At 41.9% G+C, this 26,984-nt stretch carries 27 protein-coding genes; 14 read left to right on the top strand and 13 right to left on the bottom strand.

Features of this window, described 5'->3' with window-relative positions; genetic code table 11:
* The first annotated feature begins 24 nt into the window (after positions 1 to 24).
* Genes ABJH64_RS16615 through ABJH64_RS16600 form a run of 4 tightly spaced genes read left to right on the top strand, consistent with a single transcriptional unit; the run spans position 25 to position 3,544 of the window.
* Positions 25 to 1,707, top strand: a complete 1,683-nt coding sequence (locus ABJH64_RS16615) for a DUF2207 domain-containing protein (RefSeq protein ID WP_348274432.1) — start codon at positions 25 to 27, stop codon at positions 1,705 to 1,707.
* 30 nt (positions 1,708 to 1,737) lie between these two features.
* Positions 1,738 to 2,265 (top strand): hypothetical protein, encoded by a 528-nt coding sequence (locus ABJH64_RS16610; RefSeq protein ID WP_348274431.1) that lies wholly within the window; start codon positions 1,738 to 1,740, stop codon positions 2,263 to 2,265.
* 50 nt (positions 2,266 to 2,315) lie between these two features.
* Positions 2,316 to 2,831, top strand: a complete 516-nt coding sequence (locus ABJH64_RS16605; protein WP_348274430.1) for a DUF1648 domain-containing protein — start codon at positions 2,316 to 2,318, stop codon at positions 2,829 to 2,831.
* The gene (locus ABJH64_RS16600) at positions 2,828 to 3,544 is read left to right on the top strand and encodes a tetratricopeptide repeat protein (protein WP_348274429.1); all 717 of its coding nucleotides are present in this window, start codon (positions 2,828 to 2,830) and stop codon (positions 3,542 to 3,544) included. The genes ABJH64_RS16605 and ABJH64_RS16600 overlap by 4 nt, the downstream gene beginning before the upstream one ends.
* A 324-nt stretch (positions 3,545 to 3,868) precedes the next feature.
* On the opposite strand, the gene ABJH64_RS16595 is transcribed toward ABJH64_RS16600, so the two are convergent.
* The 3 genes from ABJH64_RS16595 to ABJH64_RS16585 form a co-directional block, all read right to left on the bottom strand.
* Positions 3,869 to 4,666, bottom strand: coding sequence for a glucose 1-dehydrogenase (locus tag ABJH64_RS16595; RefSeq protein WP_348299599.1), 798 nt, complete (start codon positions 4,664 to 4,666; stop codon positions 3,869 to 3,871).
* 94 nt (positions 4,667 to 4,760) lie between these two features.
* Positions 4,761 to 5,855, bottom strand: a complete 1,095-nt coding sequence (locus ABJH64_RS16590; protein WP_348274427.1) for a TIM barrel protein — start codon at positions 5,853 to 5,855, stop codon at positions 4,761 to 4,763.
* A gap of 12 nt (positions 5,856 to 5,867) precedes the next feature.
* The gene (locus ABJH64_RS16585; protein WP_348274426.1) at positions 5,868 to 8,417 is read right to left on the bottom strand and encodes a c-type cytochrome; all 2,550 of its coding nucleotides are present in this window, start codon (positions 8,415 to 8,417) and stop codon (positions 5,868 to 5,870) included.
* A gap of 235 nt (positions 8,418 to 8,652) precedes the next feature.
* On the opposite strand from ABJH64_RS16585, the gene ABJH64_RS16580 reads away from it, so the two are divergent.
* The 6 genes from ABJH64_RS16580 (at position 8,653) to ABJH64_RS16555 (ending at position 15,388) form a co-directional block, all read left to right on the top strand.
* Complete coding sequence (locus ABJH64_RS16580; RefSeq protein ID WP_348274425.1) at positions 8,653 to 9,786, top strand: DEAD/DEAH box helicase; 1,134 nt, start codon at positions 8,653 to 8,655, stop codon at positions 9,784 to 9,786.
* A gap of 78 nt (positions 9,787 to 9,864) precedes the next feature.
* Entirely contained in the window at positions 9,865 to 10,173 is a 309-nt protein-coding gene (locus ABJH64_RS16575; RefSeq protein ID WP_348274424.1) for a DNA cytosine methyltransferase, read from the top strand.
* Positions 10,173 to 10,919 (top strand): DUF3883 domain-containing protein, encoded by a 747-nt coding sequence (locus tag ABJH64_RS16570; protein WP_348274423.1) that lies wholly within the window; start codon positions 10,173 to 10,175, stop codon positions 10,917 to 10,919. Before ABJH64_RS16575 ends, ABJH64_RS16570 begins: the two co-directional genes overlap by 1 nt.
* A 367-nt stretch (positions 10,920 to 11,286) precedes the next feature.
* Entirely contained in the window at positions 11,287 to 11,589 is a 303-nt protein-coding gene (locus tag ABJH64_RS16565; protein WP_348274422.1) for a hypothetical protein, read from the top strand.
* A gap of 565 nt (positions 11,590 to 12,154) precedes the next feature.
* Positions 12,155 to 13,909 carry an arylsulfatase gene (locus ABJH64_RS16560; RefSeq protein ID WP_348274421.1) on the top strand — a complete coding sequence of 585 codons (1,755 nt, stop codon included), beginning with the start codon at positions 12,155 to 12,157 and terminating at the stop codon, positions 13,907 to 13,909.
* A gap of 243 nt (positions 13,910 to 14,152) precedes the next feature.
* Positions 14,153 to 15,388: a multidrug effflux MFS transporter gene (locus ABJH64_RS16555; protein ID WP_348274420.1), complete on the top strand. Its 1,236-nt coding sequence runs from the start codon at positions 14,153 to 14,155 to the stop codon at positions 15,386 to 15,388.
* Between the two features lie 270 nt (positions 15,389 to 15,658).
* Here ABJH64_RS16555 and ABJH64_RS16550 read toward each other — a convergent pair whose 3' ends face one another.
* On the bottom strand, positions 15,659 to 17,074 hold the full coding sequence (locus ABJH64_RS16550; RefSeq protein ID WP_348274419.1) for a cellulase family glycosylhydrolase: 1,416 nt from the start codon (positions 17,072 to 17,074) through the stop codon (positions 15,659 to 15,661).
* 182 nt (positions 17,075 to 17,256) lie between these two features.
* Between ABJH64_RS16550 and ABJH64_RS16545 the strand changes: the two genes are divergently transcribed.
* The gene (locus tag ABJH64_RS16545) at positions 17,257 to 18,138 is read left to right on the top strand and encodes a cation diffusion facilitator family transporter (RefSeq protein WP_348274418.1); all 882 of its coding nucleotides are present in this window, start codon (positions 17,257 to 17,259) and stop codon (positions 18,136 to 18,138) included.
* 148 nt (positions 18,139 to 18,286) lie between these two features.
* Positions 18,287 to 18,631, top strand: coding sequence for a chloride channel protein (locus tag ABJH64_RS16540; protein ID WP_348274417.1), 345 nt, complete (start codon positions 18,287 to 18,289; stop codon positions 18,629 to 18,631).
* Positions 18,632 to 18,663: 32 nt separating this feature from the next.
* On the opposite strand, the gene ABJH64_RS16535 is transcribed toward ABJH64_RS16540, so the two are convergent.
* The 9 genes from ABJH64_RS16535 to ABJH64_RS16495 all read right to left on the bottom strand — a co-directional run bounded on the left by ABJH64_RS16535 (position 18,664) and on the right by ABJH64_RS16495 (position 25,649).
* Positions 18,664 to 19,047 (bottom strand): PIN domain-containing protein, encoded by a 384-nt coding sequence (locus tag ABJH64_RS16535; RefSeq protein WP_348274416.1) that lies wholly within the window; start codon positions 19,045 to 19,047, stop codon positions 18,664 to 18,666.
* Complete coding sequence (locus ABJH64_RS16530; RefSeq protein ID WP_348274415.1) at positions 19,044 to 19,250, bottom strand: DUF2191 domain-containing protein; 207 nt, start codon at positions 19,248 to 19,250, stop codon at positions 19,044 to 19,046. The genes ABJH64_RS16535 and ABJH64_RS16530 overlap by 4 nt, the downstream gene beginning before the upstream one ends.
* 346 nt (positions 19,251 to 19,596) lie before the next feature.
* Positions 19,597 to 21,072: an ATP-binding cassette domain-containing protein gene (locus tag ABJH64_RS16525; RefSeq protein WP_348274414.1), complete on the bottom strand. Its 1,476-nt coding sequence runs from the start codon at positions 21,070 to 21,072 to the stop codon at positions 19,597 to 19,599.
* 238 nt (positions 21,073 to 21,310) lie between these two features.
* Positions 21,311 to 22,789 carry a sulfatase gene (locus ABJH64_RS16520; RefSeq protein WP_348274413.1) on the bottom strand — a complete coding sequence of 493 codons (1,479 nt, stop codon included), beginning with the start codon at positions 22,787 to 22,789 and terminating at the stop codon, positions 21,311 to 21,313.
* Between the two features lie 93 nt (positions 22,790 to 22,882).
* Positions 22,883 to 23,335 carry a D-aminoacyl-tRNA deacylase gene (dtd, locus tag ABJH64_RS16515; RefSeq protein ID WP_348274412.1) on the bottom strand — a complete coding sequence of 151 codons (453 nt, stop codon included), beginning with the start codon at positions 23,333 to 23,335 and terminating at the stop codon, positions 22,883 to 22,885.
* A complete protein-coding gene (locus ABJH64_RS16510; protein ID WP_348299600.1) occupies positions 23,332 to 24,051 on the bottom strand; it encodes an oxidoreductase in 720 nt (239 codons plus the stop codon). Before ABJH64_RS16510 ends, dtd begins: the two co-directional genes overlap by 4 nt.
* Before the next feature lie 7 nt (positions 24,052 to 24,058).
* Positions 24,059 to 24,679, bottom strand: coding sequence for a thioredoxin family protein (locus tag ABJH64_RS16505; protein WP_348275361.1), 621 nt, complete (start codon positions 24,677 to 24,679; stop codon positions 24,059 to 24,061).
* Positions 24,680 to 24,711: 32 nt separating this feature from the next.
* Complete coding sequence (locus ABJH64_RS16500) at positions 24,712 to 25,125, bottom strand: YkvA family protein (protein ID WP_348275362.1); 414 nt, start codon at positions 25,123 to 25,125, stop codon at positions 24,712 to 24,714.
* 2 nt (positions 25,126 to 25,127) lie between these two features.
* A complete protein-coding gene (locus ABJH64_RS16495) occupies positions 25,128 to 25,649 on the bottom strand; it encodes a hypothetical protein (RefSeq protein WP_348275363.1) in 522 nt (173 codons plus the stop codon).
* Positions 25,650 to 25,757: 108 nt separating this feature from the next.
* Here ABJH64_RS16495 and ABJH64_RS16490 point away from each other — a divergent pair, with 108 nt between their 5' ends.
* Positions 25,758 to 26,072: an iron-sulfur cluster assembly accessory protein gene (locus tag ABJH64_RS16490; protein WP_348275364.1), complete on the top strand. Its 315-nt coding sequence runs from the start codon at positions 25,758 to 25,760 to the stop codon at positions 26,070 to 26,072.
* A gap of 162 nt (positions 26,073 to 26,234) precedes the next feature.
* Positions 26,235 to 26,729, top strand: a complete 495-nt coding sequence (locus ABJH64_RS16485) for a DUF6265 family protein (RefSeq protein ID WP_348275365.1) — start codon at positions 26,235 to 26,237, stop codon at positions 26,727 to 26,729.
* The last annotated feature ends 255 nt before the right edge of the window (positions 26,730 to 26,984 follow it).

Here is a 26,984-nt window from a genome sequence, read left to right as displayed (position 1 = left end):
CAAGATTGCTTGATAAGCACTAGCATGAAAAAAATCGCCTTTCTATTTCTCCTTTTTTTTGCGCAGCTACAAGTTAATGCGCAGGACTTCACGGTCACTTCCTATGATGTGGATATCACAATTTCAGAAGCAGGGTATTTTGACGTAGTAGAGAAATACAACATCTACTTTAATGAGCCAAAGCATGGAATATTTCGGGATATTCTGCTTTCCTATGATTTACTAACTGAAGAAAACAAGGAGGAAAAACGTCAAATCAAACTGAGCAACATCGAAGTCCCAGGACATAAGTTTGATTCTCCATCAGCTTTTGAACAGAAAATGTCCAGCAAAGCCCAAATCAAAATCGGTGATGCGGATGTGACTATAGATGGCGCACAGCAGTATGAGATTCGGTATAGAGTAGAAAATGCTTTTCTCCATGAGAAAGAAGCAATCCAATTTTATTGGAATATCAAACCAAGTGATTGGTACGCTCCATTCAACAAAATCAACTTCACAGTACATTTGCCGGATGGCGTCAATTTGCAAGAGGGGGAGTACTTTTTGTATTCAGGCGAATTAGGATCAAGTGAGCCAGCATCAGATTTTGAGACGAGTTATGCCAATGGAATTTTCACTGGAAATAGTAAAGCTGAAGTGGTTTCCTTTGGTGGGGAGGCGGTAACAGTTTTGTTAAAATTGCCCTTGGGAAGCATCAAAGAAATTAAACCTCTCTGGCCATTTTGGACAAATTACGGTTGGACTTTGATATTACCCCTCGTTTATATTGGTTTTTATATGATTTGGAAAAAGCATGGTAAAGATGATCATGCCGTGACAATGACCAGTTATTATCCCCCCAAAAACATGGATCCAGCCATGGTTGGCTTTTTGATCGATGATTCAGGTGACAATGCAGATTTGATTTCGCTTATCCCTTATTGGGCTTCAAAAGGCTATTTGACAATTGAAGAGATTGATGAAAAGGGATGGTTTGCTAAAGACGATACCAAACTCATCAAAATAGACGACATCGAAGATGATGCACCATTATATCAGCGTCAGCTTTACAACGGATTATTTGCTGGCAGAAAAGAGTTGCTAGTCAGTACTCTCAAAGAGAAATTCTACACCACCATGAGTACAGCTAGCAGCAGTCTAAATGACGCTGCACAGATATATTATATCAATAAATCTCGGCAAATTAAGAATTACACGATAGGAGCTCTGATACTTCTTCTTTTCATCCTAGTTCCTTCATTTCTGTTTTTCTGGGGAATTGTAGCCGCTATAGCTGTGGGTGTTTCTTTGATTTTCCTTATAATCATGAGCCAGTTTCTGATCAAAAAAAACAAGGAAGGGACAGCCATTTTATCCGAACTGAAAGGCTTCAGGCAATTCATCAAAGTAGCCGAGGAAAACAAACTCAAAATGCTACTTCAGAAAGATCCAACTTATTTCGAATCCACGATGAGCTATGCCTTGGCTTTCGGAATGTTTGACAATTGGGCGAAAAAATTCGATGGTCTGAATCTCCAGCCGCCTAGTTGGTATTACTCGACCACAGGGAGAATGATGTCCATGAACCATTTTTCAAAATCCTTTTCCAACTCCATCAAATCAACTCAATCCACCATGGTCAGTTCGCCATCGAGCTCAGGAGGTTCGGGTGGTGGCGGATCGTCTGGTGGTGGCTTTGGAGGCGGTGGCGGCGGAAGCTGGTAATAGAATAACTGAATGATAAAACCCAATCTTATGAAAAATACAGCAATCCTACTTATCGCAATGCTATCCTTTTCGACACTAGTTAAGGCGCAATCCTCAGAAAAATACCTAAGCAAGGTTCAGTCATTGGATAGTACCATAGAAACACTCTATGCAGTAATCTCGGGCAAAAAGGGCCAAGAAAGAGATTGGGAATTGTTTAAGTTTCTATTTCATCCAGAGGCGAAGTTGATCCCTACAGGCAAAAACCAAGCTGGGGAGATTGGAGCCACTTTTATGACACCAACAGGCTACATAGAGAGGGCAGGGAAAATGCTGGTCGATACAGGGTTTTTTGAGAAAGAAATCCATAGATCGGTGGACACCTTTGGGACAATAACGCAGGCATTCAGTACCTACGAATCCTACAACCACGAATCCATGGATAAGCCATTTGCCAGAGGGATTAATAGCATCCAACTGCTATACGACGGCAACAGGTGGTGGATCATCACTATCTATTGGATGCAGGAATCTCCAGAAAATCCAATCCCGCAGAAGTATTTGCCGAAGAATTAAGAATTACAAATTCAAATTTTGAATATGCTTGACGCAAAAGAAATCTAAGAATGGAAGACCGACCACAAATCAAATTAAAGTTAAGGCCGGCAGATATCCTTTTAGAAATGTTGGCCTCAGTGGCGATTTTAGCCATTTGGGGATTGGCAATCTCACACTATTCAAGCCTTCCTGATACTATCCCCACTCATTTCAATGCTGCAGGACAGCCTGATGATTTTGGTGGAAAAGCGACCCTGTTCATCTTGCCTATCTTATCAACCATCCTGTTTATTGGATTGACACTACTAAACAGACATCCAGAAATCTTTAATTACCCAGTTGACATCACGCTGGAAAATGCTTCAGCTCAATACAAAAATATTCAACGAATGATGCGCTACCTGAAAATGGTAATTGTGATGATTTTCGGGGCCATTCTTTATAGAAATATCCAAATCGGACAAGGGATAAGAGATAGTCTAGGCAGTTGGTTTCTCCCAATTACGCTGACAGCAATTTTCATTGTTCCACTTTTATTTCTGATCAATTCAGCTAGGATAAATAAGAAACTTCAGAACAAATGAACCGAGAACAACTACAAAAAGATTTCTTTCCAGCGGAGATTATGCTCCAGCTCGTCAAACAAGAAATTCCACTTAGCGACAAAATAAAGCTGATAAATAGCTACCTAGACAAAGTCCGGGATTCCTATGATGCCGAAGTTTTAAAGATTAAACAGCATAATCAACTTGCGCATATCTATTGGATGTCTGAGCACTATGAAGAAGCTATCGCTCATTTCGAAATTGTAGTGGAGAATATGGAAGCAGAGGATTATCCTTCCTTATATAGTTTGGCGCTAAACTTATTGATCAGATGTAATAGACTGCTTTCGAATTACCAAGAAGCTGAGAAATACGCCACCCTTGCCTTTGCATCTTTTGATACATTCCATCCTTTTAAAAAATTGAATATCCTAACTGATTACGCTGATTTAATCGCTGATTCGGGAAAGATCTTTGACGAAAATTACATCTCAATCATCCAAGCAACAATCGATGAACTTGGCTTTCCCGAAAAGCTAGATGATCCTATAGAGACCATTCGATCCATGAGTAAAAGAAATCAGGTATGGAATCGAAAATTAAGTGATTGGACTATCAAGTATAGAGAGTCAGATTTGGATGAAAGAAAAAGGGAACTCGTCCAATACATAGATTCCTGCGAAATCGGATGGTATAAAGACTATGCCTTGAATACTCTCGAAATACTCCAAAACAAAAAAGCACAAGGTTAACAACTTGTACTTTTTTGCTCGTGTAGTCTAATGAAGTTGCAAATCCGAAGATTTATCCAAGGATTAAAAATTCTTATAACTCACTGAAATTATTCTGATGAATCTTTGAACAGTTCGTTGGAGATTATTGAAATATGATTTTCCGCAATAATGCCAGACACCTTATATTCCTTGCTTATCTGGTTGGAATACCGAGGCTTCCTCAATTCTTAAGTTTAACATTTGCTACATTGCTTATTCCACCTTACTGGTAGAAAAGCGGATAATCATATATTGAAAATTATAACGTTGCGACGGCGCGTCGCCGCGAGAAAAACCCGCAAACTACCTCGCCGTCCATCCCCCATCCACGGTTAGCATCGAACCCACCATATAGGTTCCCGCATCTGAAGCCAAATAGATCGCAGCTCCTTGGATCTCCTCCAATCTTCCCCATCTACCGAGCGCAGTAGCTCCTACAACGAATTTTTTCCCTTCCTCCGTATCAGCTATCGGTAAGTTCATCTCTGTCAAAAATGGCCCGGGACAAATCGCATTCACGGTAATATTGAACGCTGCAAACTCCAACCCCAGCGCACGCGTCATCTGTACAACTGCTCCTTTGCTTGAAGCATAGGGAGTTCTGTTGGCTAAGCCTACCAATCCCAGCGTGCTCGCCAGATTGATAATGCTTCCCTTTCCAGCTTCCTTCATGTAGGGAGTTACCGCTTTACTACAAAGCCATGTGCCGGTCACATTGATGTCCATTACCTTGCTGAATTCCTCCAACTGCAATTCATCGATCGCGCCGCGGATATTTATACCTGCAGAATTTATCAAGGTGTCTATTCTTCCAAAGGCATCAAAAGCCGCCTTTGCCATGGCTTCAGTCTGATCTTTATTCACTACATCAGCTTCGAAAGCAATTGCTTTGACTCCATAGAGCTCAGCTATTCTCTTTGCAGATTCCTGCCCTTCTTCGAGCGTTCTACTGACTAGCATTACATTAGCTCCGGCTGAGGCAAGTCCCTCGGCCATGGCCAAGCCTAGCCCTTTTGAACCACCGGTGATGATGGCTGCTTTTCCTGTGAGGTCAAAAAGTTTGATTCCTGGTAATTTACTGTTACTTGATTCTTGAGACATATTTTTTAATTAATTGATTTTATATTCTTGATTACTTCAAACTGTTCACTTTTGACTAGTGACCACTCACAATTCTTACTTTTTTCAAAGACAATCACCCCAATCCTAAGGAACTCAGGCTATAATCCAGGCAGGCAACAACATTCTTCTCTTCATAAGCCAATTGCTCTTCTTTGCTCAAACCTGTCACATACGGGAGCTCACCTTGGAATTGATTTTCATCAAGCAATCTTTCTATCCTATACACATCCAATCCTGACAGATGATCGAAGGTAGCCCAATAGCTTTCCTGCATGACCGGGATTTTTAGTGGATCCCGGGTAATCATCTCCAAACTAAAGTTGATAGTTGGGTTGAACTTTTTGCATAAAGCCACAGCCGATTTCAAATCCACAATACCTTCGCCCAAAGGCACTTCAGACAGTAAAAAACCGTCTTCGTAATGCTTTACACCCATATCTTTAACATGGGTAGAAAAAGCCAGAGGCGCCAATGTCTCGATCACTTCGGAAGGATTTTCCATAAAGGAAACATTGTTTCCGAAATCCAAGGTCACTCCCACCCATTCGCTTCCCAGGTTTTGGATGATCCAAGCCAGTTCTTTGGCAGTCCAATCTTTATGATTTTCTACAGCCAATTTCATCTTATGCTTCCTAACAATAGGCTCGGCAAGTTCTATTGCCCGAAGGGAATTCTCTCTAAATTTATTGAACTCATCGAGCGAACTGAAATTCACGTACCGCCTTCCACTCAAGCAGGCCGTTCTCAGAATAGTTGCACCGGCTTCGTTTGCTGCCAACACCTCTGCTTCGAATTTCGGCAGATCATCTTTCGATTTAGGTAGAGAAATACTTCCTTCCAAGTACAATCCGGCATTTTCCCGTGCATCTCTCACTTGCTTCGCAAAATCAGAAGACCAACCATCCACCATCGTCTGAACTCCTCCTGCACCGATTTCTTTGCAATGAGCAATCAAGCTTAACGCATTTTCAAAGCCAGGATAGTTCTCACTTGGAGTATCCGAATGCCATCGGGCTGCATAGGAATGCACTACAATTCCCATCCGCACATTTCTCAAATAAGATGGCAAAGCACCCAAAGGCAGACTCATAGCCATCGCTCCCAAGCTGGATTTTTTTAAAAAATCTCTTCTAGACTTTTGAACGCTCAACTTTTCATGCTTTTCCATAGCTCACAGTTATTATTTTGAATTGGCTGAAATAGTCTTTAGGTGTTCATTAAGCTCGTCAGATTTCCATGGAAACACCCTTCCTTGATTGGTAATTCGTGTTTTGCTGATTGTACCGCGTGCTACCGGTGGTGCTTGATTTCCCCACTCATTTCTTATATAAGTCAAAATCGCCGCGATATCTCCATCGTTCATCGTAGCATGGGATGGCATCACTGGTAATATTTCAGGTGCGTCATAGGTCTTTCCATTGACCACTACAGGGCCTTCCAGTCCATGCAGCAAAATCATAGAAAGTCTTCTCTCATCCCCCAAAACCCATTCTGAATCCACCAATGGAGGCCCCATTCGCGCAGCGCCTTGCCCATCCGTACCATGGCAGCCAGCGCAGGTCACCAAAAATTTTTGGCGCCCTAGTGCGAATTGCTCCAAGGATTTCTCATCCAATTGGTTTTCTGGAAGCGCAACTTCTGAAGGCGAATACCCAGGCCAGCTAAACATACGCTTTAGCATATCCATCCGAGCATCTGCGATTGGGAGGTTTGTTCTTTGAAAAATATCCGGAGTAGAAGCCAGCGGGATAGGCTTTCTGTCTTTCAGCGTCGCTGCTTGAAGTGACATCGCAGAGAGGACATTACTTTCCTTCCATCCAAATTCTTTTGCACCCGGGTCGGTCATGGCCAGTAGATTTACAGTCTCCATAGCATTCCCTTTTTTTACAATCGCAGAAACTAAGGCTTCCAAGAAAATCTCTTTCTTCTGATCAGAAGTATTCCAATCTGGAGAATTCCAAAGCTCCGTCAGCATGGCAAATTCCCTATTTTCCAAACTACTGACAATCGCATCACGGATTAATGGATCGTCCCCATAGGTATTGAAAACCGTTTTCAGAAGATCACGATCATCTTTGCCAGAAAGCGGATAACTACTCAAAGCCACTTGCAAAGCCACTTGCTGATTATCAAGTTGGGATGCCTCGCGTAGTATTTCTGCAAACTTTTCTTTAGAAAAACGCTTAGCTACAACTCCGGCCTCCAGCAATCGGATGCTGGTGTTTTTCAGAAATGGAGAGGTTGTTTTAGCAACCTCTAGCAAAAGATTTTCAGACAAAGCACCAATTCCCTCTAGCGTCCAGAGCGCATGCACGCGACCTAACTCAGGCTTGGAATCATCCTGGATTATTTTTTCCAACTCTGGAACAATAGCTTGATCATTTCGCTCCACGAGCAGTCGCTGGGCCATGTCTCGATACCAGCCATTTTCGTTAGCAAGCAGGGTCACTAACTCCGTGTTCGTCACCTTAGACAGTTTTGAATAGCTTTTTGGCGAAGCCCCTTTGGGAACTACCCTCCAAATCCTACCCAAATGAACAGGCGAAAACAAGCCTTTTTTCTCCGACTCTTCTTTTAAATATGGCGTCATGTATTCCCCATGCTGGATCAGACCTCGATACATGTCAGCGATATAGAGCGCACCATCAGGTCCTGTGGCAAAAGAAGTAGGTCTAAATCTATCGTCCGTGGAAGCCAGAAATTCCTTGCCAGGATTGGGATCCTTAGCTCCTACCGTAATTCCATTTTGAGTCAGCACATTTCGCTTCACCAAATTTCCAGCTGGTTCAGCCACGAAAGCATTTCCATAATAGTCAGAGGGAAAAAGTGTACTTCTATAGATGTGAGGTGAGCAAGCTGCCGTGAATTCCAAGAGCGTTTGGTTTTCATCCAAAACCCCTGGAATATACCCTCTATTCACAGCGGGAGTAGAATGAATCGGGTAAATAGCCCGCTCCACTGAAACCCCATGATCTATCCCCGTCGAAGGGCTGTGGTTAGCATTGCGAGACAAATAATTGGGCGGAACCAAGTCCCCATGTAGCTGCGACCAATTGTAGTTGTAATACAATCTGCCCTGATCATCACTGGTAATTCCATATTGTCCACGAAACTCTGTGCTATCCCGAATCCACATTTTATCTTGGTATTTGTAGCGCAAGCTAGACTTGGCATTGTAATACCAGTTGTCCATATTCCTTAGCAAGCCATTGTCTGAGTGTTCTGGATTGCCGGAAGACGCGTATGTAGAGTCCAGTAATACCTTGAAGTCTGCTTTTCCATCTCCATCCAAATCCTTGGTTTCCCATAAGGATTGATTTTCAGCTACCAATATGCCATCACCATAAAATGCCATCGCTCTAGGCATGATCAGGCTGTCCAGGTAAATGGTGCTTTTGTCCATTTTGCCATCTTGATCCGTGTCTTCTAGCATGGAGATTCTACCGATAGGCTTATCCTCATCTGAACCCAACGTATCGGTCATAAACCCACGCATTTCTACCACCCATAGCCTTCCATCCTCATCAAATGTGATAAAAACCGGATCTTCCACCATGGGTTCCGCTGCTACCAACTGAATTTCAAATCCTGGTTCAAGCTGAAAAGTCTCCATCTCTTCCAATGCAGATCGTGCTCGAGATATCGTTTCGGAACGCTCTGAGGAGGGCTTGGTACAGGAAAAGAAAAACAGAAATAGAAGACAATAGGATAATCTGAACAAAGTAGGCATGAGGAAATAGGCGATTTGGGTTTGGATAATTGACTTTATCTACGAACCTACAGGTTCATGAAAAGTTTGTAGTACCAGTTTACAATTTGCCACATATTCACCTGATACACAAGTCCGTTTTTATGTTTGGCAACTTAGATTTCATCTCCAGAAAATCACTCCTTGAGACAAGCTTATCCCAGGGAGTGAAAAAATAGTAAATTCCAAGGCTTACCTTTGTGCAAAACTTACCCTTATGAACTTTTCAGATTTAGGACTTTCCAAGCAGATTCTCGACTCAATCAAAAAAGCAAATTACGACAACCCCTATCCTATTCAGGTAGCGGCTATTCCGGCGATTTTGCAGAAGAAAGACCTCTTTGGAATCGCTCCAACTGGATCTGGAAAGACTGCTTCTTATATTTTGCCTATTCTTCAGAGGCTTCAGGAAAAAGAGCCAAACAAAGGGAGAATGATCCCAATCTTGGTGTTGGTTCCTACTCGGGAGCTGGCAAGTCAGGTCGCCGAAGTGACTGAGAATTTCGCCCGTTTTCTGAAAAGACCTGTGAAAGCCCTCGCCGTTTTCGGAGGCGTCTCTATCAATCCTCAGATGATGAAGATATACGGAACGGATATTCTCATTGCGACTCCTGGCCGCTTATTGGATTTACTTTCAAAGAATTCCCTGAATCTCAATCAAGTAGAAGTCCTTGTTTTGGATGAGGCTGACAAAGTGTTGAATATGGGTTTCAAAGAGGAAGTGGATTTAATTTTAGAGAGGCTTCCCAAAAAACGGCAGAATATACTTTTCTCTGCCACCAGTGAGGAATCCGTGGAAGGACTGATCACTGAGATGCTATATGAACCGGTACGCATCAGTGCTGAGCCAGACACGGTCTCTCCAGACCAGATCGAGCAATATGCCTACCGCGTTCCGATGGAGCAAAAAGGCCCATTTTTGCGCTATTTAATTAATTCTGGAGATTGGTCACAGATTTTGATTTTTGCTTCATCCATCAGAGCAGCAAATAACATCGTCACCAAACTCAACAAAAACGGAATAGAAGCACTGGCATTTCATGGAGACAAAAGCCAAGGTGCGCGAACGGAAGCTTTGCATACCTTCAAATCCGGTAAAACGAGAATTCTTGTTGCGACAGATTTGGCAGCGAGAGGAATTGATATCAAATTTTTACCCTTGGTGATCAATTACGAATTGCCACGCTCACCAAAAGACTACGTCCACAGAATCGGTAGAACAGGCCGTGCCGGAGCTACAGGAGAAGCTATTTCTTTGGTGTCCGAAGAAGAACTGCATCACTTCAAAATCATCCAAAAGAAGATGAAAAAACATGTGCAGTTGAGGAGTATTGATGAATTTGAGTTTTGAGGGAGTGATTTATAATTAAAGAAATCTCTATTCAAAGTAAATCTTTCATCCTCTGTTACAAATTACTAATTTTAAAAAATGTACGACTCAAGAGAAAAAATACGCTTTATTGACCTTTTCTGCGGAATTGGTGGATTCAGAATTGCTTTTGAAGAAGCTTGTCAAGAAAATGATATTAGTGCAAAATGTGTTTTTTCATCAGATATTGATACCCATTGCCAAGATTCTTTTGAAGCCAACTTTGGAGAACGACCACATGGAGACACCACCCAAGTTGACGAAAAAGATCAGATCTCTAAGTATATTAAAAAGAAAAGGCAAAAGAGCCAACAATCAAAATATAATTCTTCAATTTGGTTCAATAGTATGAAAAATCAAGCAGCCTAATGAATGCTGATTTTACAGAAAGGGATAAGGCTATTCTCATTGGATTATATTTTTCTAAATTCGATAAAGAGGGATTACAATTTCTCGGGTTTGATCGATTCCAAGAAGCGTATAATATTTTAGGTTTTTCATTAGGAATTAAACCTAATTCACTTAAAAATTATCGAGATGAATTTGATCCAGCTTTTCCAAATAATAGACTGGGAAGGCGAAATAGGCCAATGCGAGCCTACTGCAAGAAAATTTTAGAGAAATATTCTCATTTAGATTTAATTACATTTTCCCGATTAATTAAAAACTTTTTTTCAAGAGATTTTGAGATTGAAGAAATTATTGAGAAAAGCGAAAGAACAGGTTACTCAGAAAGTATTGCAAAAAGGTTAGCTACTGGGAAAGCGGCTGAGGAATATTTTAAGAAAAACTTTGAATCAATTAATGATTTTAGGTCATTTAAAATAAAAGATACTACTAACTATGGTTGTGGATTTGATTTCAAACTTTCAAATGAAACAAAGTTTTATTGTGTTGAAGTAAAAGGTCTATCCGAAGCTTCTGGAAACATATTACTGACAGAAAAGGAATTCTATATGGCCCAAACATACACTCACAATTTTTGTCTATTTGTCGTAAAGAATTTCATCGACAAGCCATTTCATGATTACTTTTTTGATCCACTGAATAGCAGATTAGCTTTTAGCAAAGTTGAGAGGCCGACAATAATTGTTAGTTACACTTCATATTTATGACTGATTTTTGGGAATGTTATTTATGTGGATCTGATCAAGATCACCAAAATCTAGTTTCTGCATTCTTGGGAAATTATCATCCGTTATGCGAAAAATGTGCTGATAAAGTCTTACTTGATGATCATCCATATAAATTCAGAATAACTTATCATTATGAATTAGGTGATTTAGAAGTTATTGGTAACGTCCCAATTCCAAAGAATTCCCACAATCTTAACTAAATCCTATTTAGATATTTTCCATATACTCAAACCGAAGATCCTTTAACACTTCTATCGATCCTAATTTCATAGGTGGTCAAGTATTAGAAATATGTAATGAACGAATTTCATCCATCCGTGAAAAATTCAAGAATTTAAGAACAGTTGTGCTAGTAAAATCTGAAGACCTCTCTCAAGTTGCAGTCTTTGAATTTGACACCATCAGATATGATCAAGAACTATTTGAGTTCCATTGGAATAAACGAGGAAACCTTGAAGGTTTTATCAAAGAAACTGAATTCAAAAAATTTGTTTGGCAACCTCATGGTTCTCAATTCACCATTATTGAAGAAGTTCCTAAAAGTAGTTTAATAATAAAATTGAGACAGCCTGAAAAATTAAATCGAGACAAAATCCTAGAAGCAATCGGGTTTGATAAGTCTTGGGTAACAGTAGAAAAAAGAGAATAAAACAACAATAACAAAACATTTAAGTCGTGTGCTTTCTAGCAATTTCTAATTTTCAATGTAACCAGAAGTTTTATTGAAATTTGAAAGTATAAGTCCGATCAAAATGCACTTTTTTTATCTACATATCATTAGCAAGAGACTCGGTCAACGGTACAAAAATTTGAGATCCAATGACAATCTTCAGATAATCCCCTACTCTAGATACCTTTACATTTCAAAGAGCTATTATCGATATTTCCGTTGGCTAGAGGCTCAATATTTTCTTAAATAAATAGTTCAATAATCATAATCCACTCTACATTAACACTCTATTTAATTATGACCTATTACTCTCCAAACCTAAGTTTAATTTAAGATCTCCAACTTTCTTTAGTTCATTTGTCCCAAAGGCACAACGGATAATGGCTCCGAATACTGCGTATCGAAAATAAGGCTTTATTTATAAGCAAAAATTTAAGAGTGCCGCAAGCATGATCCATATTTCATGCTAATCCATTAAACAGCATAGCTTTTCATCCTAGAAAACCTATTTTTAGACTATCGTCAAGCCTCAACTTTAGTCAAAATGAATATTCAACGCTACCTCTTTATTGTTTTACTTTTTTCTTCCCACCTCACTTTTTCCCAACAAAAAACTAAATCGCCCAACGTCATTCTCATCATCACAGACGATCAAGGCTATGGAGATTTGGGATCCAACGGAAATCCTCACATCCACACGCCGACTCTCGATGCCTTCGCCGCAGAGAGTGTTCGATTCACTAATTTTTATGTTTCTCCAGTTTGTGCCCCTACCCGAGCGAGCTTGATGACTGGACGCTATTCACTGCGAACTGGCGTACGTGATACTTATAATGGCGGTGCAATGATGGCGAGCAGTGAGCTCACAATCGCAGAACTTCTAAAATCAAAGGATTACGTCACCGGACTTTTTGGTAAATGGCACCTCGGCGACAATTATCCTATGCGACCGAGCGATCAGGGGTTTGACGAATCGGTGATGCATTTGTCAGGTGGAATGGGCCAAGTCGGAGATTTCACCACTTTTTATCAAGGAGATAGAAGCTATTTTGACCCAGTTCTTTGGCACAACAATCAGCAAGAAAGTTATGCCGGCTATTGCTCGGACATTTTTGCTGATGAGGCGATCAAGTTTATTGAGAAAAATAAAGATCGGCCATTTTTCACCTATTTATCCTTCAACGCGCCTCATACTCCCCTTCAAGTTCCGGACGAGTATTATCAAAAATACAAAGACATAGACCCATCTGAAGGTTTTGGAACTGATGGAAAACCTTTTTACCCGATGTCTGAGCAAAACAAGGAAGATGCCCGGAAGGTCTATGCCATGGTGGAAAATATAGATGATAACCTGAAAAAGCTTTTCCAAAAACTAGATGAACTAGACATAACCGACAACACCATCGTGATCTTCATGACCGACAATGGCCCACAGCAGCGACGGTATGTGGCAGGTTTGCGAGGACTGAAAGGAAATGTGTTTCAAGGCGGAGTAAGAGCGCCATTTTTCATACGCTATCCTGATGGATTCAGCGGAAATAAGGAAATCAACGCACTCGCTGCGCACCTGGACGTGATGCCTACGCTGGCGGATCTGGTGGGTTTTGAGGTGCCAAATGACCGCAAAATTGATGGTCAAAGCATGGTTCCTTTGATCAAAGGAGAAAAAATCAAGGCGTCTGAAAGAAGCTATTTCACCTACTGGACCAGAAAATATCCTGAGCTCTACGAAAATATTTCCATCCAAAAAGGAGGCTGGAAATTGGTAGGAAATACGGGACACAATGCTGAGATAGAAAATTTCGACCTATTTGATCTAAGCAATGACCCCTATGAACTCCACAACTTATCCGAAAGCAACCCTACTAAAGCTCAGGCACTGAAAACTGAACTGGATGGGATATACCGAGAGTTGATCAACGAGGAAAATCTGGTCAACCCTCCGGTAATTCAGATCGGAAATAAAGCTGAAAACCCTGTTTTTCTCAATCGTAACGATGCTTCGGGCGAGCGGGGCATCTGGGCCCAGGAGGATATATTCGGATATTGGAAGGTGGATATCGCGCCGGGGATGTATGACATCAGGTTTAAGTTTCTCAATCCTGTCCCGCCCACCGGGAAAATGACGTTGGAAACGGGAAATTATGCGACTATAGAAGTGGATAGATCCGCTGAACCTATTGCTGTTTTTGAAATGAAAGATGTAAAACTCGAACAAACCAAAGGGGATTTATTGCCTTTTTATACCGTTGACGGCAAGCGATATTTCCCGTTTTGGGTGGAGTTGGAGAAAAAGTAAAACTTAAGGCACTTCTGTAAAAAGTATCCTAAAATCTTTTATTTGGAGGAAAACTTCATCGCCCATTAAAAGGTCTGAATTTCCCTGCTACACCGCACGGCCTACTATTTATTACTGATTTCACAACAGAATTAATACTCTCTTAATCAATCCTTAAACATTTTACCGGATCTTTACGAACTCAATATCAGACGAGCCTGTTAACCCATGATAGTCTATAATTTCAGGAAAAATATTTTTAGGGTGAGTAAGAAAATCAGGAAAAGAGATCATTTCAAAATCATTTTGGTACTGGGAGCCTTGTGTACAATTTCTCCTTTTTCTATCGACATGTACCTTCCGGGATTCCCGGAAATGGCGCGGGATCTCAACACGCCGATCTCCAATATTCAACTTTCTTTGACTGCTTATCTGGTGGGAATCGCTATTGGACAGCTGTTCTATGGGCCACTGCTAGATAAATATGGTAGGAAAAAACCGCTCTACGTAGGGCTGGGAATTTACATCTTGGCTTCTATAGGCTGTGCAATGTCTCAAACTGTGGAAAACCTGATCATCATGCGTTTCCTCCAGGCTATAGGCGGTTGTGCCGGTATGGTGTCCGCTCAGGCAATTGTGCGGGATATTTTCCCGGTAAAGAAAATCGCGCAAGCCATGTCTTTGCTTGTACTAGTGATAGCAGTTTCACCGATGATTGCGCCTACGTTGGGAGGGTTTATAACCGCTGCTTACGATTGGCATTGGGTGTTTATCATTCTTGCTGCACTGACAGCGATCATTTGGATAGCAACTGTAGTGGTACTTCCAACTGGTGCATTACCTGACAGGGAAATTTCCCTAAAGCCCAAGCAAGTATGGAAAGGCTATATTAGAGTCCTTGAAAATCGCCAATTCCTGGTTTATATGCTCGCTGGAGGCATAGCTGGGGCTGCACCATTTGTTTACATCGCAAGCTCCGCAGACGTTTTCATGAATTTATATGGCTTTACAGAGCATCAGTTTGGGTGGCTTTTTGCTATTTTGGCATTTGCCATGATCGGCTCTACGCAGCTGAATCATATTTTGCTGAAGAAATTCACTTCCCAACAAATCATTAATTTCTCCCTACACTACCAAAGTATCACTGGTCTTTTACTCGTTGCGGGTATCTTTTTTGAATTTTTGAATGTGACTGGTTTGATTACGCTGATGTTTGTATTTCTTACTGCTCATGGTCTGAATGGGCCAAATACTACGGCTTTAGCAATGGCTCCCTTTTCCAAAAACGCAGGATCGGCCTCGGCTATGCTTGGAAGTATGCGAATGGCATTTGGAGGTGTGGTGACGGCTATTGTAAGCTCCTTCCATGCTACTTCAGCTTTTCCGATGGTTGTCGGCATGGCCATTTGCGCTATTGGAGGTTTTATCGTTTTGAAAATGGATCAATCTATGCCGGGGACGGTTAGTCATGAGCGAAAAGAGAGTGCTTTTGCTTCATAAGCTTACTACCTATTTAACCAAAAGCAAGCGTTCGTTATAAATTCTGGCTTTTTTCATGTCCTAGTTAGTTCAAATCTCCTAAGCTATCTGCTGACAGGCAGGCTTGGACTCATGAAATCGCAGGCTTCAGACTGCCAACTCATTGCCCCAGATATATCCAATTAGAGCAGACACTGAATGAGTCATGACACAGGTCTGAGAACTTGACACATCTGAGGTAAATGAGCCCAGTCAGACTACGTGAATTGGAAGTCACTTGTGCCATTTTCCTTAATCAACTTCCAAAATCGCCTTCACCAAATCAGGGTGGATCTGAGCTCCGGTATTTCTATCAAATAGCGCAAACCCATAGTCTCCTTGATAGCCATTATCCCAATAAAACGGCACCAATCCATGCTCAATCGAGCTTTGAGTCACATACCGATGATAAGCTATCCGAAAGCTGTGATTCTCAGCATCTTTTTTCTGGATTGCCCCATATTCTCCCATCAAAACGGGAATACCTTGAACAATGAACTTTGTTTTCATTTTTTGAAACTGAGCATCCACGTGAGCCTCACCACCCCAAAGAGCAGTTTTTGAAGGATCAGTTGCATTTGCTCCCCATTGGGTAATTAGCTCGTCCTCCCTTAGCGCAAACTCATAAGGATCGTAATAATGTACCTCCACCATCAAGCGATCAGCTGTCGAATCCTCGGGCATTTGGAAGAAATTAACGCCATGATCTATGTTGGTATTGAAGGTTTGCACGACGAGGTTTCTATAGGTATTTCTACCTCCTGTGGATCGTACCGCATCTACAAAAGTCTGATTGAATGAATTCTGAACTTGGTAATATTCCGGTTTTGGAGTTCCATAATCCCCTTCCACCATCACCTCATTTGCACCTGCGAAAAGCAACTTATCCTCGTAATCACGGAAATTCAACGCAATCTGTATCCACATTTTTTCTAACCTCTCATTCACATAGTCTTGCTGCGCAAAAGTCGGCTGCATCCAGCCCCCATCCCAGTGAATATTCATTACCGCATACATGTCATTGTCGATTACATAATCCACTACCTCAGTCACCCTAGCCATCCAAACCGGGTCTATTTCAAAAGTCTCTTCATTGGAAAATTTGCTCCATGCCACAGGTATTCGTACGGAATTAAACCCGGCAGCTTTGATCGCATCGATCAACACTTTGGAAGTTTTAGGATTGCCCCAAGCCGTCTCTCCTCCTATTGCCTCGAGAGAATTGCCAAGATTCCAGCCGATTCCCATTTCACCAGCCAAGTAAAGACTCGGAATATCCCGCATTCCTGAAGCATCTGCAGGAATGTAATATGCTGGAAATTGAGGTTCACCCGCCGCTTGACTTATTTTTATGGGCTGTATGAGTGTGCCTGACCTAACGTTTATCACGGTGGATCTCATCTCTGCTGTAGGATTTAGTGCTGCTTTAATTGAGATCTGCGCATTCCCTGAGCCTTGACTTGGACTTACAGTAATCCAAAAAACATCATTCTCCACCTCCCATTGTTGGTCACTCGTCACCGTTAGTTGAAGCGTTTCTTCATCCGATCCAAATTGGAGCGTATTTGTCGATACCAGAAAAGTAAATGGCTTCTCCTCTTCCTCGCAGGAGGAAATAATTGAAGCAACTAAAAATAGGACTGCTAGTAATCTGAAAGTAAATTTCATAGGCTTAGGTTTTGTGTTCCAAAACTATTCAATCCCAACTTCCCTTAAGGGAGGTATATGTTAGGTAAAAGGGATTCATTTGTTGCATAGGTAGTCCAACCAGAGATTTGAGGAGATTACTCGCCTCGCTGTCTGCTAAAAAGAATATTGCCTACTTTTGCCTCTCTTTCAACAATGCCACCATGAGTACGTCAAATCTTGCAGTTAGAACAGTTGTTTTCAGCATGCTGGGAAATGTTGCTTTAGCTGCAATCAAATTCTTAGCTGGTATTTTTGGAAATTCCTACGCGCTTATCGCCGATGGAATCGAATCTGTGGTGGACGTTTTCGCATCGGTTCTGGTACTATTTGGCTTGAAATATTCTGCCAGACCAGCTGATGAAAACCATCCATACGGCCATGGGAAAGCTGAGCCTTTGATCACCTTTGTAGTCGTAGTTTTTCTGATTATCTCAGCTGGGACTATCGCTTGGCAGGCTTTTCAGCATATCCTAACGCCTCATGAGTTGCCAAAATCCTTCACCTTGGTCGTATTGACAGGAATAATTATTTGGAAGGAAATCTCCTTTCAGGTGGTGATGAGGCGGAGCAAAAAGCTAAATAGCTCTTCGCTAAAGGCGGAAGCTTGGCATCACAGGAGCGATGCGATTACCTCTGTCGCAGCTTTTGTTGGTATCACGATCGCGATTTTTGGTGGGGAAGGTTTTGAAATGGCGGATGACTACGCGGCACTTTTCGCGGTAGCTTTCATCCTTTATAATTGCTACAAAATCTTTCGCCCTGCGCTCAGTGAAGTGATGGACGAGAACAATTACGAGGAGCTCACCGAGCAAATACGCAAAGTATCCTTGTCAGTGCCAGGTGTGAAAGGAACCGAAAAATGCTTTATCCGAAAAGCAGGAATGGAATACCATGTGGATCTCCATGCCTTAGTCGAAGGTCAGTTGACCGTAACTGAGGGACATGATATTTCGCATCAATTGAAGGATAAGCTATGCAAAGTGATCCCCGCACTAGGCAATGTGCTGATCCATATTGAGCCTTATGAGGGTGAAGTAAATTGAGATTTCTTTGGTTTGACTTTTTAAGAAAGACACTTAAGACTTCAATTTTATAAATTAGATAGAAGCTGTAGAGTTTGAATTTTAAAACATGCCGAGGTTACTTCGAATATTAGAAACTTAATCTGCTATCCTCAAAACCAGACCAACGTTGAAATTAAAAAGAAGAAGAAATCTAGTCAAAACGCTGGACATTCTAGATCAACCTATCCGATTCAATCCATTTCTTTTTAGCCGAACCTTCGTGTTATGGGCTTTATTAGGGCTGATTATTCATCATATTTTCCCCGATACTAACCTTACACTTACCATCGTAAGCTGTATGGCAGGAATCAATACTTGCGTCACCAGAACTCCTATGAGCACCACTATTTTATTAGCTACGCTTACAGGTTTCAGTTACTTCATTCCAATTCTATTTGCAAGTTTGACTGGGTATTTCCTTGCTTCTAGGACACCTTTTATCAGTTCACAAAGTGAAAAGGTGAAGGAATAAATAACAGAATTTAATTCTATAGAGACTTTCCGCTAACCTGAAAATGTATTTTTCTCCTCCAAAAAGTCTCTGATTTTTTTATCCAGTGTCCAAACTTTCAGATCATATCGGATCGCAGTAGAAATAACCACGGCATCAATTAATCCGATTCCTCGCTCTAACAGTTTATGATCTCTAGAGTATATCCCAGCTTGGTAAATCAATCCTGGAGCATTAAGAATTCTCATTTGTTTAAAAAAATCAGCGATCAGGTTGAACTCTCTTTTCCCTTTGGCACCTTGCTGTAATTCCGCGAAAATCAATTCCAAAGAGTAAATCTCTGAATGATCTATAAGCTCCACACAGGTATCAAAATATGGCTGATTAGCTTTGAAGAACTCTATCCAAACCGACGTATCAATAATAACCCTGTTCATTTCTGGTTCAAATCTCGAATCTGCTTCGCTCCATAAGTGAATTCCAAAGGTTCAGCTACTATGTTATTGGCATAGTTACGCATCAATTTCCGTGAGCGATATTCATTCAAAGCGATTTTTAGGGCGTCTGTAATATTCTTCGCGCCAGAGAGATCCATCACTTCTTGGATCAATTCATCTTCAATTAAAGCTGTGACTTTCATTGTCTTATGTTTTGAACAAACATACGACATAAGATCGTATTAAGTTTCTCTTAAAGTGATAATTTAACCTCTAAGTCTTTTTTCACAACTGACTCTGAATTAAGTTGAAACTCTCAACAGTCGTATGTGCCCTCACAGACGCAACACAAATCAAGAATTCGAGAGTCATTAGTATTACATTTATCAGCCCTGAAAGGGCAAAATAGTACAGTAACGGTCGCAAGGCCGTTGTTTGGATAAAGTAACGATCATGTTTAAAGCCCTGAAAGGGCGAAATAAGCTATGGGATAATCACTCGTAAAAATTAGGTGCATATCATTTTTAGCACCAAAAACAGAGAGGCAATCTACCCCTTCAACTCCATCACCTCTCCCACCGCCTTAGGAATATCTTCGGCATAATGACTGACATACACCAAAGTTATTTCGCTCAATTCGCAGATTTGCTGAATGGTATCTTTGAAAAGCTTACGCTGGAACTCGTCCATTCCCTGTGAAGCTTCATCCAAAATCAATAATTCCGGTTGTTTGATTAACGCTCGAGCTAGCAATGCCCAACGCTGATTTTCTAGAGAAAGTCGGGAAATCGGAAGATTGGCAAGTGATTCCAGGTTGAACAATTTCATCCACCGTAAACCCAATGCTTCCTGCTCATCACTTACCTTTTTGAATAATCCAATCGTATCAAAAAGCCCAGAAAGTATGACTTTTCGGCAAGTTTGATTCGCAGGAAAATACCGGCTGAGTTCGGGAGCGACAAAACCCGTAGGTCGCTTCACATCCCAGATACTTTCACCTGTTCCTCTTTTTCGGTCAAAAAGCCAGAAATTCTGCGAATAGGCTTGAGGATTTTCTCCAATTAGCAAACTCAGAAGTGTGGATTTACCCGAGCCATTTGGGCCTTTGAGCAACCAACGCTCTTTGGGTTTTACTTCCCAGTTAAGCTTATTGAGAATGGTTTTATCTCCGTATTTGATGGTAACATTTTCTAGTTTGATGATAGAATCTCGCTGAGGAAAGGTCTTTGGAAGCAAACCCTTCAGCTCATCCCAATTCCATGAGGAAGCACTTTCTGGCTGAACTCCCAAGCCGTGAAATTCATCTCGCGTCCATGTTTCTTGAATTCCAGATTTATCGAGTTTGGCGATATGTGTGATCCCCTCAGGGATTTCGCTGGCCGAAGTACTGATCAGCACATGAACTCCAGCAGCGATTATTTCCTTCAAAATCTCTCCAAATTCTTCTCTGCTTTTCACATCCAAACCTGTCATCGGCTGATCCATCAGGTAGATCTTTGGCTGGCGCAAAAGGCCTAGTGCTAATGCGAGCCTTCGAGTCTCTCCATTCGAAAGCATAATGATCGTTTTGTCCAGCAAGTCTTCCAAGCGAAGCAATTTGGACACTGATTCTAATGTCCATGGGCCAGCTAGTTTCGCATCAACTTCTTTCAAATATTCACTCACAGTCGCTGCTTCCTCAGATTCAGAGGAATTGAAGCGCTGTTGGAAGTAGAAGTTTTGCTGGTGGGATTTATTGCGTAATTCATACTTCTGCGAAACGTACGCGATCAAATCGCGAAAGCTGTGGATTTCCTTTGCGTCACTTTTCTGAGCAGAATAGGCAGCAGCAAAAGGTCTGGAAATTTCACCGCTCGATACGACCGTATTGCCGCGGATGGATTCTATGAAAGCTGTGAGTTCCCAGCCCGAACTTCCGATTATCGCCCATTGCTGACCTTCTTGCCACTTGAAGTCCAAATTTTGAAAAGCCTGCTGCGCTTTGAATTGTATGCTGGCAGAGTGGAGTTTTAAGAGTGAATTCAAAATGGGGATGATTCGAAGATTGGGAAATTATAAAATTGAAATGACCGATGACCGAAGCGGCCTCAATTCTTAAGTTTAACATTTGCTACATTGCTTATTCCACCTTACTGGTAGAAAAGCGGATAATCATAAATTGAAAAACTCAAAGTTAACAACTGACTATCTTCTGATATAGAAATTTGAAATTAAATCCTAAACATACTTGACTGGGAGGTCTTTTTCGTCAGACAAAATCTATTTACCTCCCCAAGTCCAAGTAATTAACTTTTCGAACGCTATCCTGCATATCGTAAAGGTAATTGTACCTAGTCATGTACTCATCGGCAGGAAGAAAAGTGTCTTTGGTAGCTTCCAGTTTTTTCATCAACATAGTTTCTAGCTGACTTTGCAGGTCTTGCACCGCTGGATTATTTACCAAATTATTTTCCTGAAATGGATCTATTTCATTGTCATATAGCAGCCAAGGACCTTTGAGATCCTTCACATAAGTATATCTCTTGGTACGAATGCCGCGAAATTCTCTTCCGCCGTTGGAGAACTTCCACTCGTGAAATGGAACAGGAAGCATGATCAAAGTAGCTTCATTTCCCAGATCTTTTCCTGCCAGCAATTCACCTGAGAAATCCTTTCCTTCAATACTTTCAGGAGACGCGATAGCACTCAATCCCAAAAGTGTCGGCAACAAATCTGGGGTTCCAATGGGATCGATGATGTGACGACTTTTTGTCCCAAACTTGGCCGGATACCTTATCAACATGGGCACTTTGATCGCCTCGTCATACGGCCGCTGTTTTTTCAGCACTCCCTTGGACATCAACATATCCCCATGCTCTGAGGTAAAAACAAGGATGGTATTATCGGCCACCCCGGCCTCCTCCAACCCTTTCAACAAATTCCCGATCGCAAAATCTATCGCCGTGGCATGAGCGTAATATCCCGCCAGTACTTTGCGCGCAGAATCCTGATAAGCCAAGGGTACATTTGGGCGAACTTCCAGTGTACTCGCGTCATACATATCCTGATACTCTTGGGGAGCTGAGAAATACGGATCGTGCGGCGGGCCGTAAGACAGCATTAATACAAACGGATTCTCTTTATTCTTCTGGATGAAACTTATCGCACTATCCGTCTGAGGAAAAACGTCATAGCCCTCCCAAGTATGCTTTACATCATTTTCATCAAAGTAAAAGCTGTTATTATAATTGTGCGTCACCTCTCTGACTTTCCAATAGTCAAAACCCTGTCTTCTGTCTTTTGGAACCGGCAAATCTCTGGCGCTAAAAGGATGCTCACCTCTTTCATGACCATTCAGGTGCCACTTGCCGATATATCCGGTTGCATACCCTTGGTCCTTATAGATTTCAGCCATGGTCAGTGCCTCGTTCGGTAGCGGTTTGTCGTTATAAAAAACTCCGTGTGTCAATGGATATTGACCGGTCAAAAAACTAGCTCTCCAGGGAGCGCAGACCGCCATTGTAGTTATGGAGTTTTCAAAAATCAAACTTTGCGAAGCAAGCTTGTCCAGATTTGGGGTCTTGATTTGGGTGTTTCCCATATAGCCCACCTCCTGAGCTCGCCACTGATCTGCCAAAATTATGATCACATTAGGCTTGGTTTTTTGCACCTGATCTAGGCTTTTTGGACCAGAGCAACTCATAAATAGCTGAGGAAAAAATAAAGCAAAAACGAAAAATGTGAGAAGGTATTTAGCTTTCATAGGGCGGAATCAGGATCGACAGAGGCAATGTTGTACCTCACTAAAGTACGCGATACTGGTACAAGCCTGTCCTGTTCTTTCCTGCGTATGGCCCTATACTCTATTCTTGCTATCTATTAGAATCGTCACCGGACCATCATTCACTAATGACACTTTCATATCAGCACCAAACTCTCCCGTGCCGATTGCTTTGCCTAAGCCTTCTTCGAGCGTCTGAATCATCTGCTCGTAGAGCGGAATAGCTATGTCCGGCCTGGCCGCTTTGATGTAGGAAGGTCGGTTGCCTTTTTTAGTACTCGCCTGAAGCGTAAACTGTGAGATGAGTAAAATCTCCCCTTTGATGTCTAGCAAACTCTTATTCATCACTCCGTTCTCATCAGGAAAAATGCGGAGATTAAGAATCTTATTAGTTAGCCAAACTATATCTCCATCGTCATCTGCCTCTTCTATCCCTATCAAGATCATCAGTCCATGACCAATGCTCGCTTTGACTACTCCTTCTATGGTCACTGCGGATTCGGAAACTCGTTGGATGACTACGATCATGCGCTTAGGTCTTGCATTTCTCCAGAAGTGATAATTTCTGAGGAAATTGATTTTTGCATCAACGCAGTTCTTACCAATGCTTTTGCAACCTGATAATCGTAGATCGGACGAATGTTTTTGAAAAGCTTCAGCCATATCAAAGGCTTCATCAGAATCTGAGCAGCCTGCTCACCAAACCTGAACTCGCTTCTATTGCCCATGAGCAAAGAAGGTCTGAAAATCCCGAGGTAGTCAAAACCAACTGCTTTCAGATCTCGCTCCACTTCCCCTTTCACCTTGCTGTAATAAATAGAGGAATTGGGATCTGCGCCAGTGGAAGAGACATATAAAAACTTACTTGCTCCGAGCTTTTTGGCCCAACGGGCAAAAGCCAAAACCATGTCATGATCTACTGCATAAAACTTCTCCTTCGAGCCAGCCTGCTTGATGGTAGTTCCTAAGGAGGAAAAAGCAAATACCTCTGCTTTTCCCTCATTCAAGCTAGTCAAAAGAGAATTGTACTCTCCACCCAAACTTTGAGAAGCGATCATCTCCTCCCATTTCCAGTTTGCTAAGTTCGCCATGTCGCCTTCGATTTGGACTAGCTTCGGTTGCTTTATGGCCAGCTTCCTCCTCCCAACACTCAGCACGTAGTCGAAGGCTTCGTTTTTGAATAATTGGTGGAGAACTTCCTTGCCCACTAGTCCGGAAGCTCCGGAAATCAATGCGATTTTCATAAGTTGCTTATAATGTTGAGGCAATCAGAGGAGTTAGTTCCTCTGCCAAAGCCTTGTTTTTGTCTCTTGCATACCAAAGATGCGTGCCATCTGCGAATTCCTTGGAGGTAATATTCTGCGGATCGAGCTTGTAAGCTTTGAGTCGGTTTTTTAGAAATTCAGGCTTTGGACCCCAAACAAAAAGCTCTTTGCTCAAGTCAGCAGTCCATGCGATCAACACTGGAATTGATCTCGCTCCCTCCGTCAAATACGCATCCATCAGCTCAGGATTCTCATCCCTCAGCACCAACTTCAACTCGATCAGTGGGTTCAAATCCGCCAGTTTCGCCATAAATGGGATAGTTTGCGCAGCATCGCCGCACCAGCCTTCGGTGATCACCAGCCATACTTGAGGAGCAGTGATCGATGTGACAATTTTCGCTAATTCTTCGGAGACTTTTGCTGTTTTGTCCCAGCGGTTCATGCGCTGCACATTCATTTTAGCGTATTCTAGATAGCTCTCAGAATGATTGTTCCCCGTTGTTTTATTTTGCGCTAGGAGCTCGTCGATCATTGCACGATACTCGGTATAGTTTTGCGCGGAAACAATCAACTCAGGAGTTATTACTTGTGTTTCTCGATCTTGCATAACGTCGTGATTTGGGGGAGTAACAGACCTTGTTACCCTTGAGTTCTCTCCCAATCCAGAAACTGATTAATCTCATCTTTCACCTTGGCATAAACTGCCAATACCACACTTAAATCATCAGCAAACCCAAAGAATCCCAAAAAGTCAGGGATCATATCTATAGGCGACACGAAGTAAATCAAGGCTAATAAGACCAAGCCTAGCGTACTATTCGTCATCTTGTGGGAGCCATTGAAATGCGCCTTGACCATCCGAATAAATACCGATATCGGTTCTATTAGCTTCTTTACACGGGGATTATCTCCTACCTGCAGAATTTTATTTCCGACGCCGGAGATCAGCTCAGCCACTTTTTCTTTCTGCCTCCCAATTGCCTCTGCTTTCTTTCCAAAAAGCGCCTTGGCATTTTCTAAGGTATCTGCACTTTTTGATTTAAAAGATGTCATTTTCAAAAGTAAATTTGAATCTCTGATTTGACCTGCTTCAACGCATATCCCACCGGATCGTTCTTTCTCTCTAGTGCTTGCGCAAAAATCGCCTTCGCCATATCCAATCCTGTAGCCTCCTCATTGAGTAGCTGGCGGCTTTGATTGATGATCGTCGTCACTTCCTCCACAGCGCGCTTTACAGCTTCCCAAGTTTCTTCGGAAAAATACACCTGCTGGGAAAAATTATGGTTGAACTCCTCGCGAACCTCCGCCAATAAAAGCGAATGCAGTTCACCTGAAGTCAATCCTCCAGGATTTGATCTTCGCACCAGGTTATTCGGAGTGATCCTCTCCAAAAAAAGGCAAATACGCTCTGCAGCCTGCAATCGAATCGGGAGGATAGTCTGAGTGTTTTGTGTTTTCAGCTCTACCAGAGTCTTTTCTCTTTCCTTCGAAAGGAAAGAAACTACCACGAGATACATACCATACAGGACGATTCCGGCTGGCAAAAGAATTTTCAATAAATCAACTGTATATTCCATTTTTGAGGATTAAGCTCGAATTTGCACAAATTATCACCGTTAGAAAACTTCGGGGAAGGTAATTTTGAATCCCACGAACCAATTTCCTGCCAAAAACATTTGAATTCCATGACAGCGCCAATTACCATCACCGAAAAAGCTATAGCAGAAATCAAAAATATCATGGAAAATAAAAATATTCCAACTGACTATTTTCTGCGGATTGGCACCAAAGGCGGGGGCTGTGGGGGAATGTCTTATGCGCTAGGATTTGATAAGGCTAAAGATGAAGATCAAAAATTCACCATCTCAGAGATCCCTGTCTTGATAGAGAAGCGTCATTACATGTTTTTGATGGGAATGCAAATTGACTTTTTTGAGGGTGATGAAGCCCGCGGATTTACATTCATCAATCCTGAGATACCACAGCGGCACGATGTGTAAGTTGTTTTTGTAACCGCAAAGGCTACTGAGGTAACGCAGAGAGCGCCGTAATTACGATTCATACTTAGATTTACAAGGACTGCACCGCCACCGTTCGCGTCTCACGTGCGGTTTTACACCTAAACCTTTTCTAACTTCGGAGAGTATTTTAAGCCTCCTTATATGAAAAATCCCCTTCTTTCTGCCCTCCTTTTTTTCATCAGCTTCATCGCTTTTTCCCAAGTAAAACAGCTGGAAAAAGATCAGGAACCGGGCAAAGGCAAGGTTTCTGACCTAGCTTGGCTGGAAGGATTCTGGACGGGAACTGGCTTTGGTGGCGAGTGCGAGGAAGTGTGGATGCCGGCAGTGGACGGCAATATGATTGGCACTTTTCGATTTTGGAGCGAAGGCAAACTTATCTTCTCTGAGTTTATGAATATCGTCCAAGAAGGAGATACTTTTTCCCTAAAACTAAAACACTTCAATCCTGACCTTTCGCCCTGGGAAGAAAAAGAGGAATGGACCACCTTTCGACTAGTTGAAGTAGCTGAAGATGAGGTCTATTTTCATGGATTGACGATGAAAAGAGAAGGCGATAAAATCAAACTTTGGCTCGCATTAACAGAAAATGGAGTGCGGACTATAGAAGAATTGAACTACGAAAAAAAAGCACGTTAAAGGTTACTTAATGTGAAAGCGACGAAATAGAATTAGGTTTTAGCGTTGAAATCAGGAATAAAACCTAGCAACCTAGCCTAAGCTAGTTTCTCAGTATAAGGCTTCACGCCCATCACCCACGATGCCTGGTCAAGTGGTGAAATTGCGTAAAATCAACTTGTTTTTTTACCTTCGAAGGTAAACTTATCGCGTCAGGCGATGGTTGAGAATTCTAAACCCAAATATCCCAAATGACACCAACTACCCATAATCCAA

It is taken from the genome of Algoriphagus sp., from assembly GCF_039969895.1.
Taxonomy (GTDB): Bacteria; Bacteroidota; Bacteroidia; order Cytophagales; family Cyclobacteriaceae; genus Algoriphagus.
This window is presented reverse-complemented; position numbering and strand designations above follow the sequence as displayed.

Coding starts and splice junctions, on each gene's coding strand:
- ABJH64_RS16485 (WP_348275365.1), top strand. CDS start 26,235: ATGAAAAATCCCCTTCTTTCTGCCCTCCTTTTTTTCATCAGCTTCATC.
- ABJH64_RS16500 (WP_348275362.1), bottom strand. CDS start 25,125: ATGACATCTTTTAAATCAAAAAGTGCAGATACCTTAGAAAATGCCAAG.
- ABJH64_RS16520 (WP_348274413.1), bottom strand. CDS start 22,789: ATGAAAGCTAAATACCTTCTCACATTTTTCGTTTTTGCTTTATTTTTT.
- ABJH64_RS16560 (WP_348274421.1), top strand. CDS start 12,155: ATGAATATTCAACGCTACCTCTTTATTGTTTTACTTTTTTCTTCCCAC.
- ABJH64_RS16605 (WP_348274430.1), top strand. CDS start 2,316: ATGGAAGACCGACCACAAATCAAATTAAAGTTAAGGCCGGCAGATATC.
- ABJH64_RS16600 (WP_348274429.1), top strand. CDS start 2,828: ATGAACCGAGAACAACTACAAAAAGATTTCTTTCCAGCGGAGATTATG.
- ABJH64_RS16610 (WP_348274431.1), top strand. CDS start 1,738: ATGAAAAATACAGCAATCCTACTTATCGCAATGCTATCCTTTTCGACA.
- ABJH64_RS16490 (WP_348275364.1), top strand. CDS start 25,758: ATGACAGCGCCAATTACCATCACCGAAAAAGCTATAGCAGAAATCAAA.
- ABJH64_RS16580 (WP_348274425.1), top strand. CDS start 8,653: ATGAACTTTTCAGATTTAGGACTTTCCAAGCAGATTCTCGACTCAATC.
- ABJH64_RS16595 (WP_348299599.1), bottom strand. CDS start 4,666: ATGTCTCAAGAATCAAGTAACAGTAAATTACCAGGAATCAAACTTTTT.
- ABJH64_RS16545 (WP_348274418.1), top strand. CDS start 17,257: ATGAGTACGTCAAATCTTGCAGTTAGAACAGTTGTTTTCAGCATGCTG.
- ABJH64_RS16590 (WP_348274427.1), bottom strand. CDS start 5,855: ATGGAAAAGCATGAAAAGTTGAGCGTTCAAAAGTCTAGAAGAGATTTT.
- ABJH64_RS16585 (WP_348274426.1), bottom strand. CDS start 8,417: ATGCCTACTTTGTTCAGATTATCCTATTGTCTTCTATTTCTGTTTTTC.
- ABJH64_RS16575 (WP_348274424.1), top strand. CDS start 9,865: ATGTACGACTCAAGAGAAAAAATACGCTTTATTGACCTTTTCTGCGGA.
- ABJH64_RS16570 (WP_348274423.1), top strand. CDS start 10,173: ATGAATGCTGATTTTACAGAAAGGGATAAGGCTATTCTCATTGGATTA.
- ABJH64_RS16550 (WP_348274419.1), bottom strand. CDS start 17,074: ATGAAATTTACTTTCAGATTACTAGCAGTCCTATTTTTAGTTGCTTCA.
- ABJH64_RS16615 (WP_348274432.1), top strand. CDS start 25: ATGAAAAAAATCGCCTTTCTATTTCTCCTTTTTTTTGCGCAGCTACAA.
- ABJH64_RS16510 (WP_348299600.1), bottom strand. CDS start 24,051: ATGAAAATCGCATTGATTTCCGGAGCTTCCGGACTAGTGGGCAAGGAA.
- ABJH64_RS16530 (WP_348274415.1), bottom strand. CDS start 19,250: ATGAAAGTCACAGCTTTAATTGAAGATGAATTGATCCAAGAAGTGATG.
- dtd (WP_348274412.1), bottom strand. CDS start 23,335: ATGATCGTAGTCATCCAACGAGTTTCCGAATCCGCAGTGACCATAGAA.
- ABJH64_RS16535 (WP_348274416.1), bottom strand. CDS start 19,047: ATGAACAGGGTTATTATTGATACGTCGGTTTGGATAGAGTTCTTCAAA.
- ABJH64_RS16495 (WP_348275363.1), bottom strand. CDS start 25,649: ATGGAATATACAGTTGATTTATTGAAAATTCTTTTGCCAGCCGGAATC.
- ABJH64_RS16505 (WP_348275361.1), bottom strand. CDS start 24,679: ATGCAAGATCGAGAAACACAAGTAATAACTCCTGAGTTGATTGTTTCC.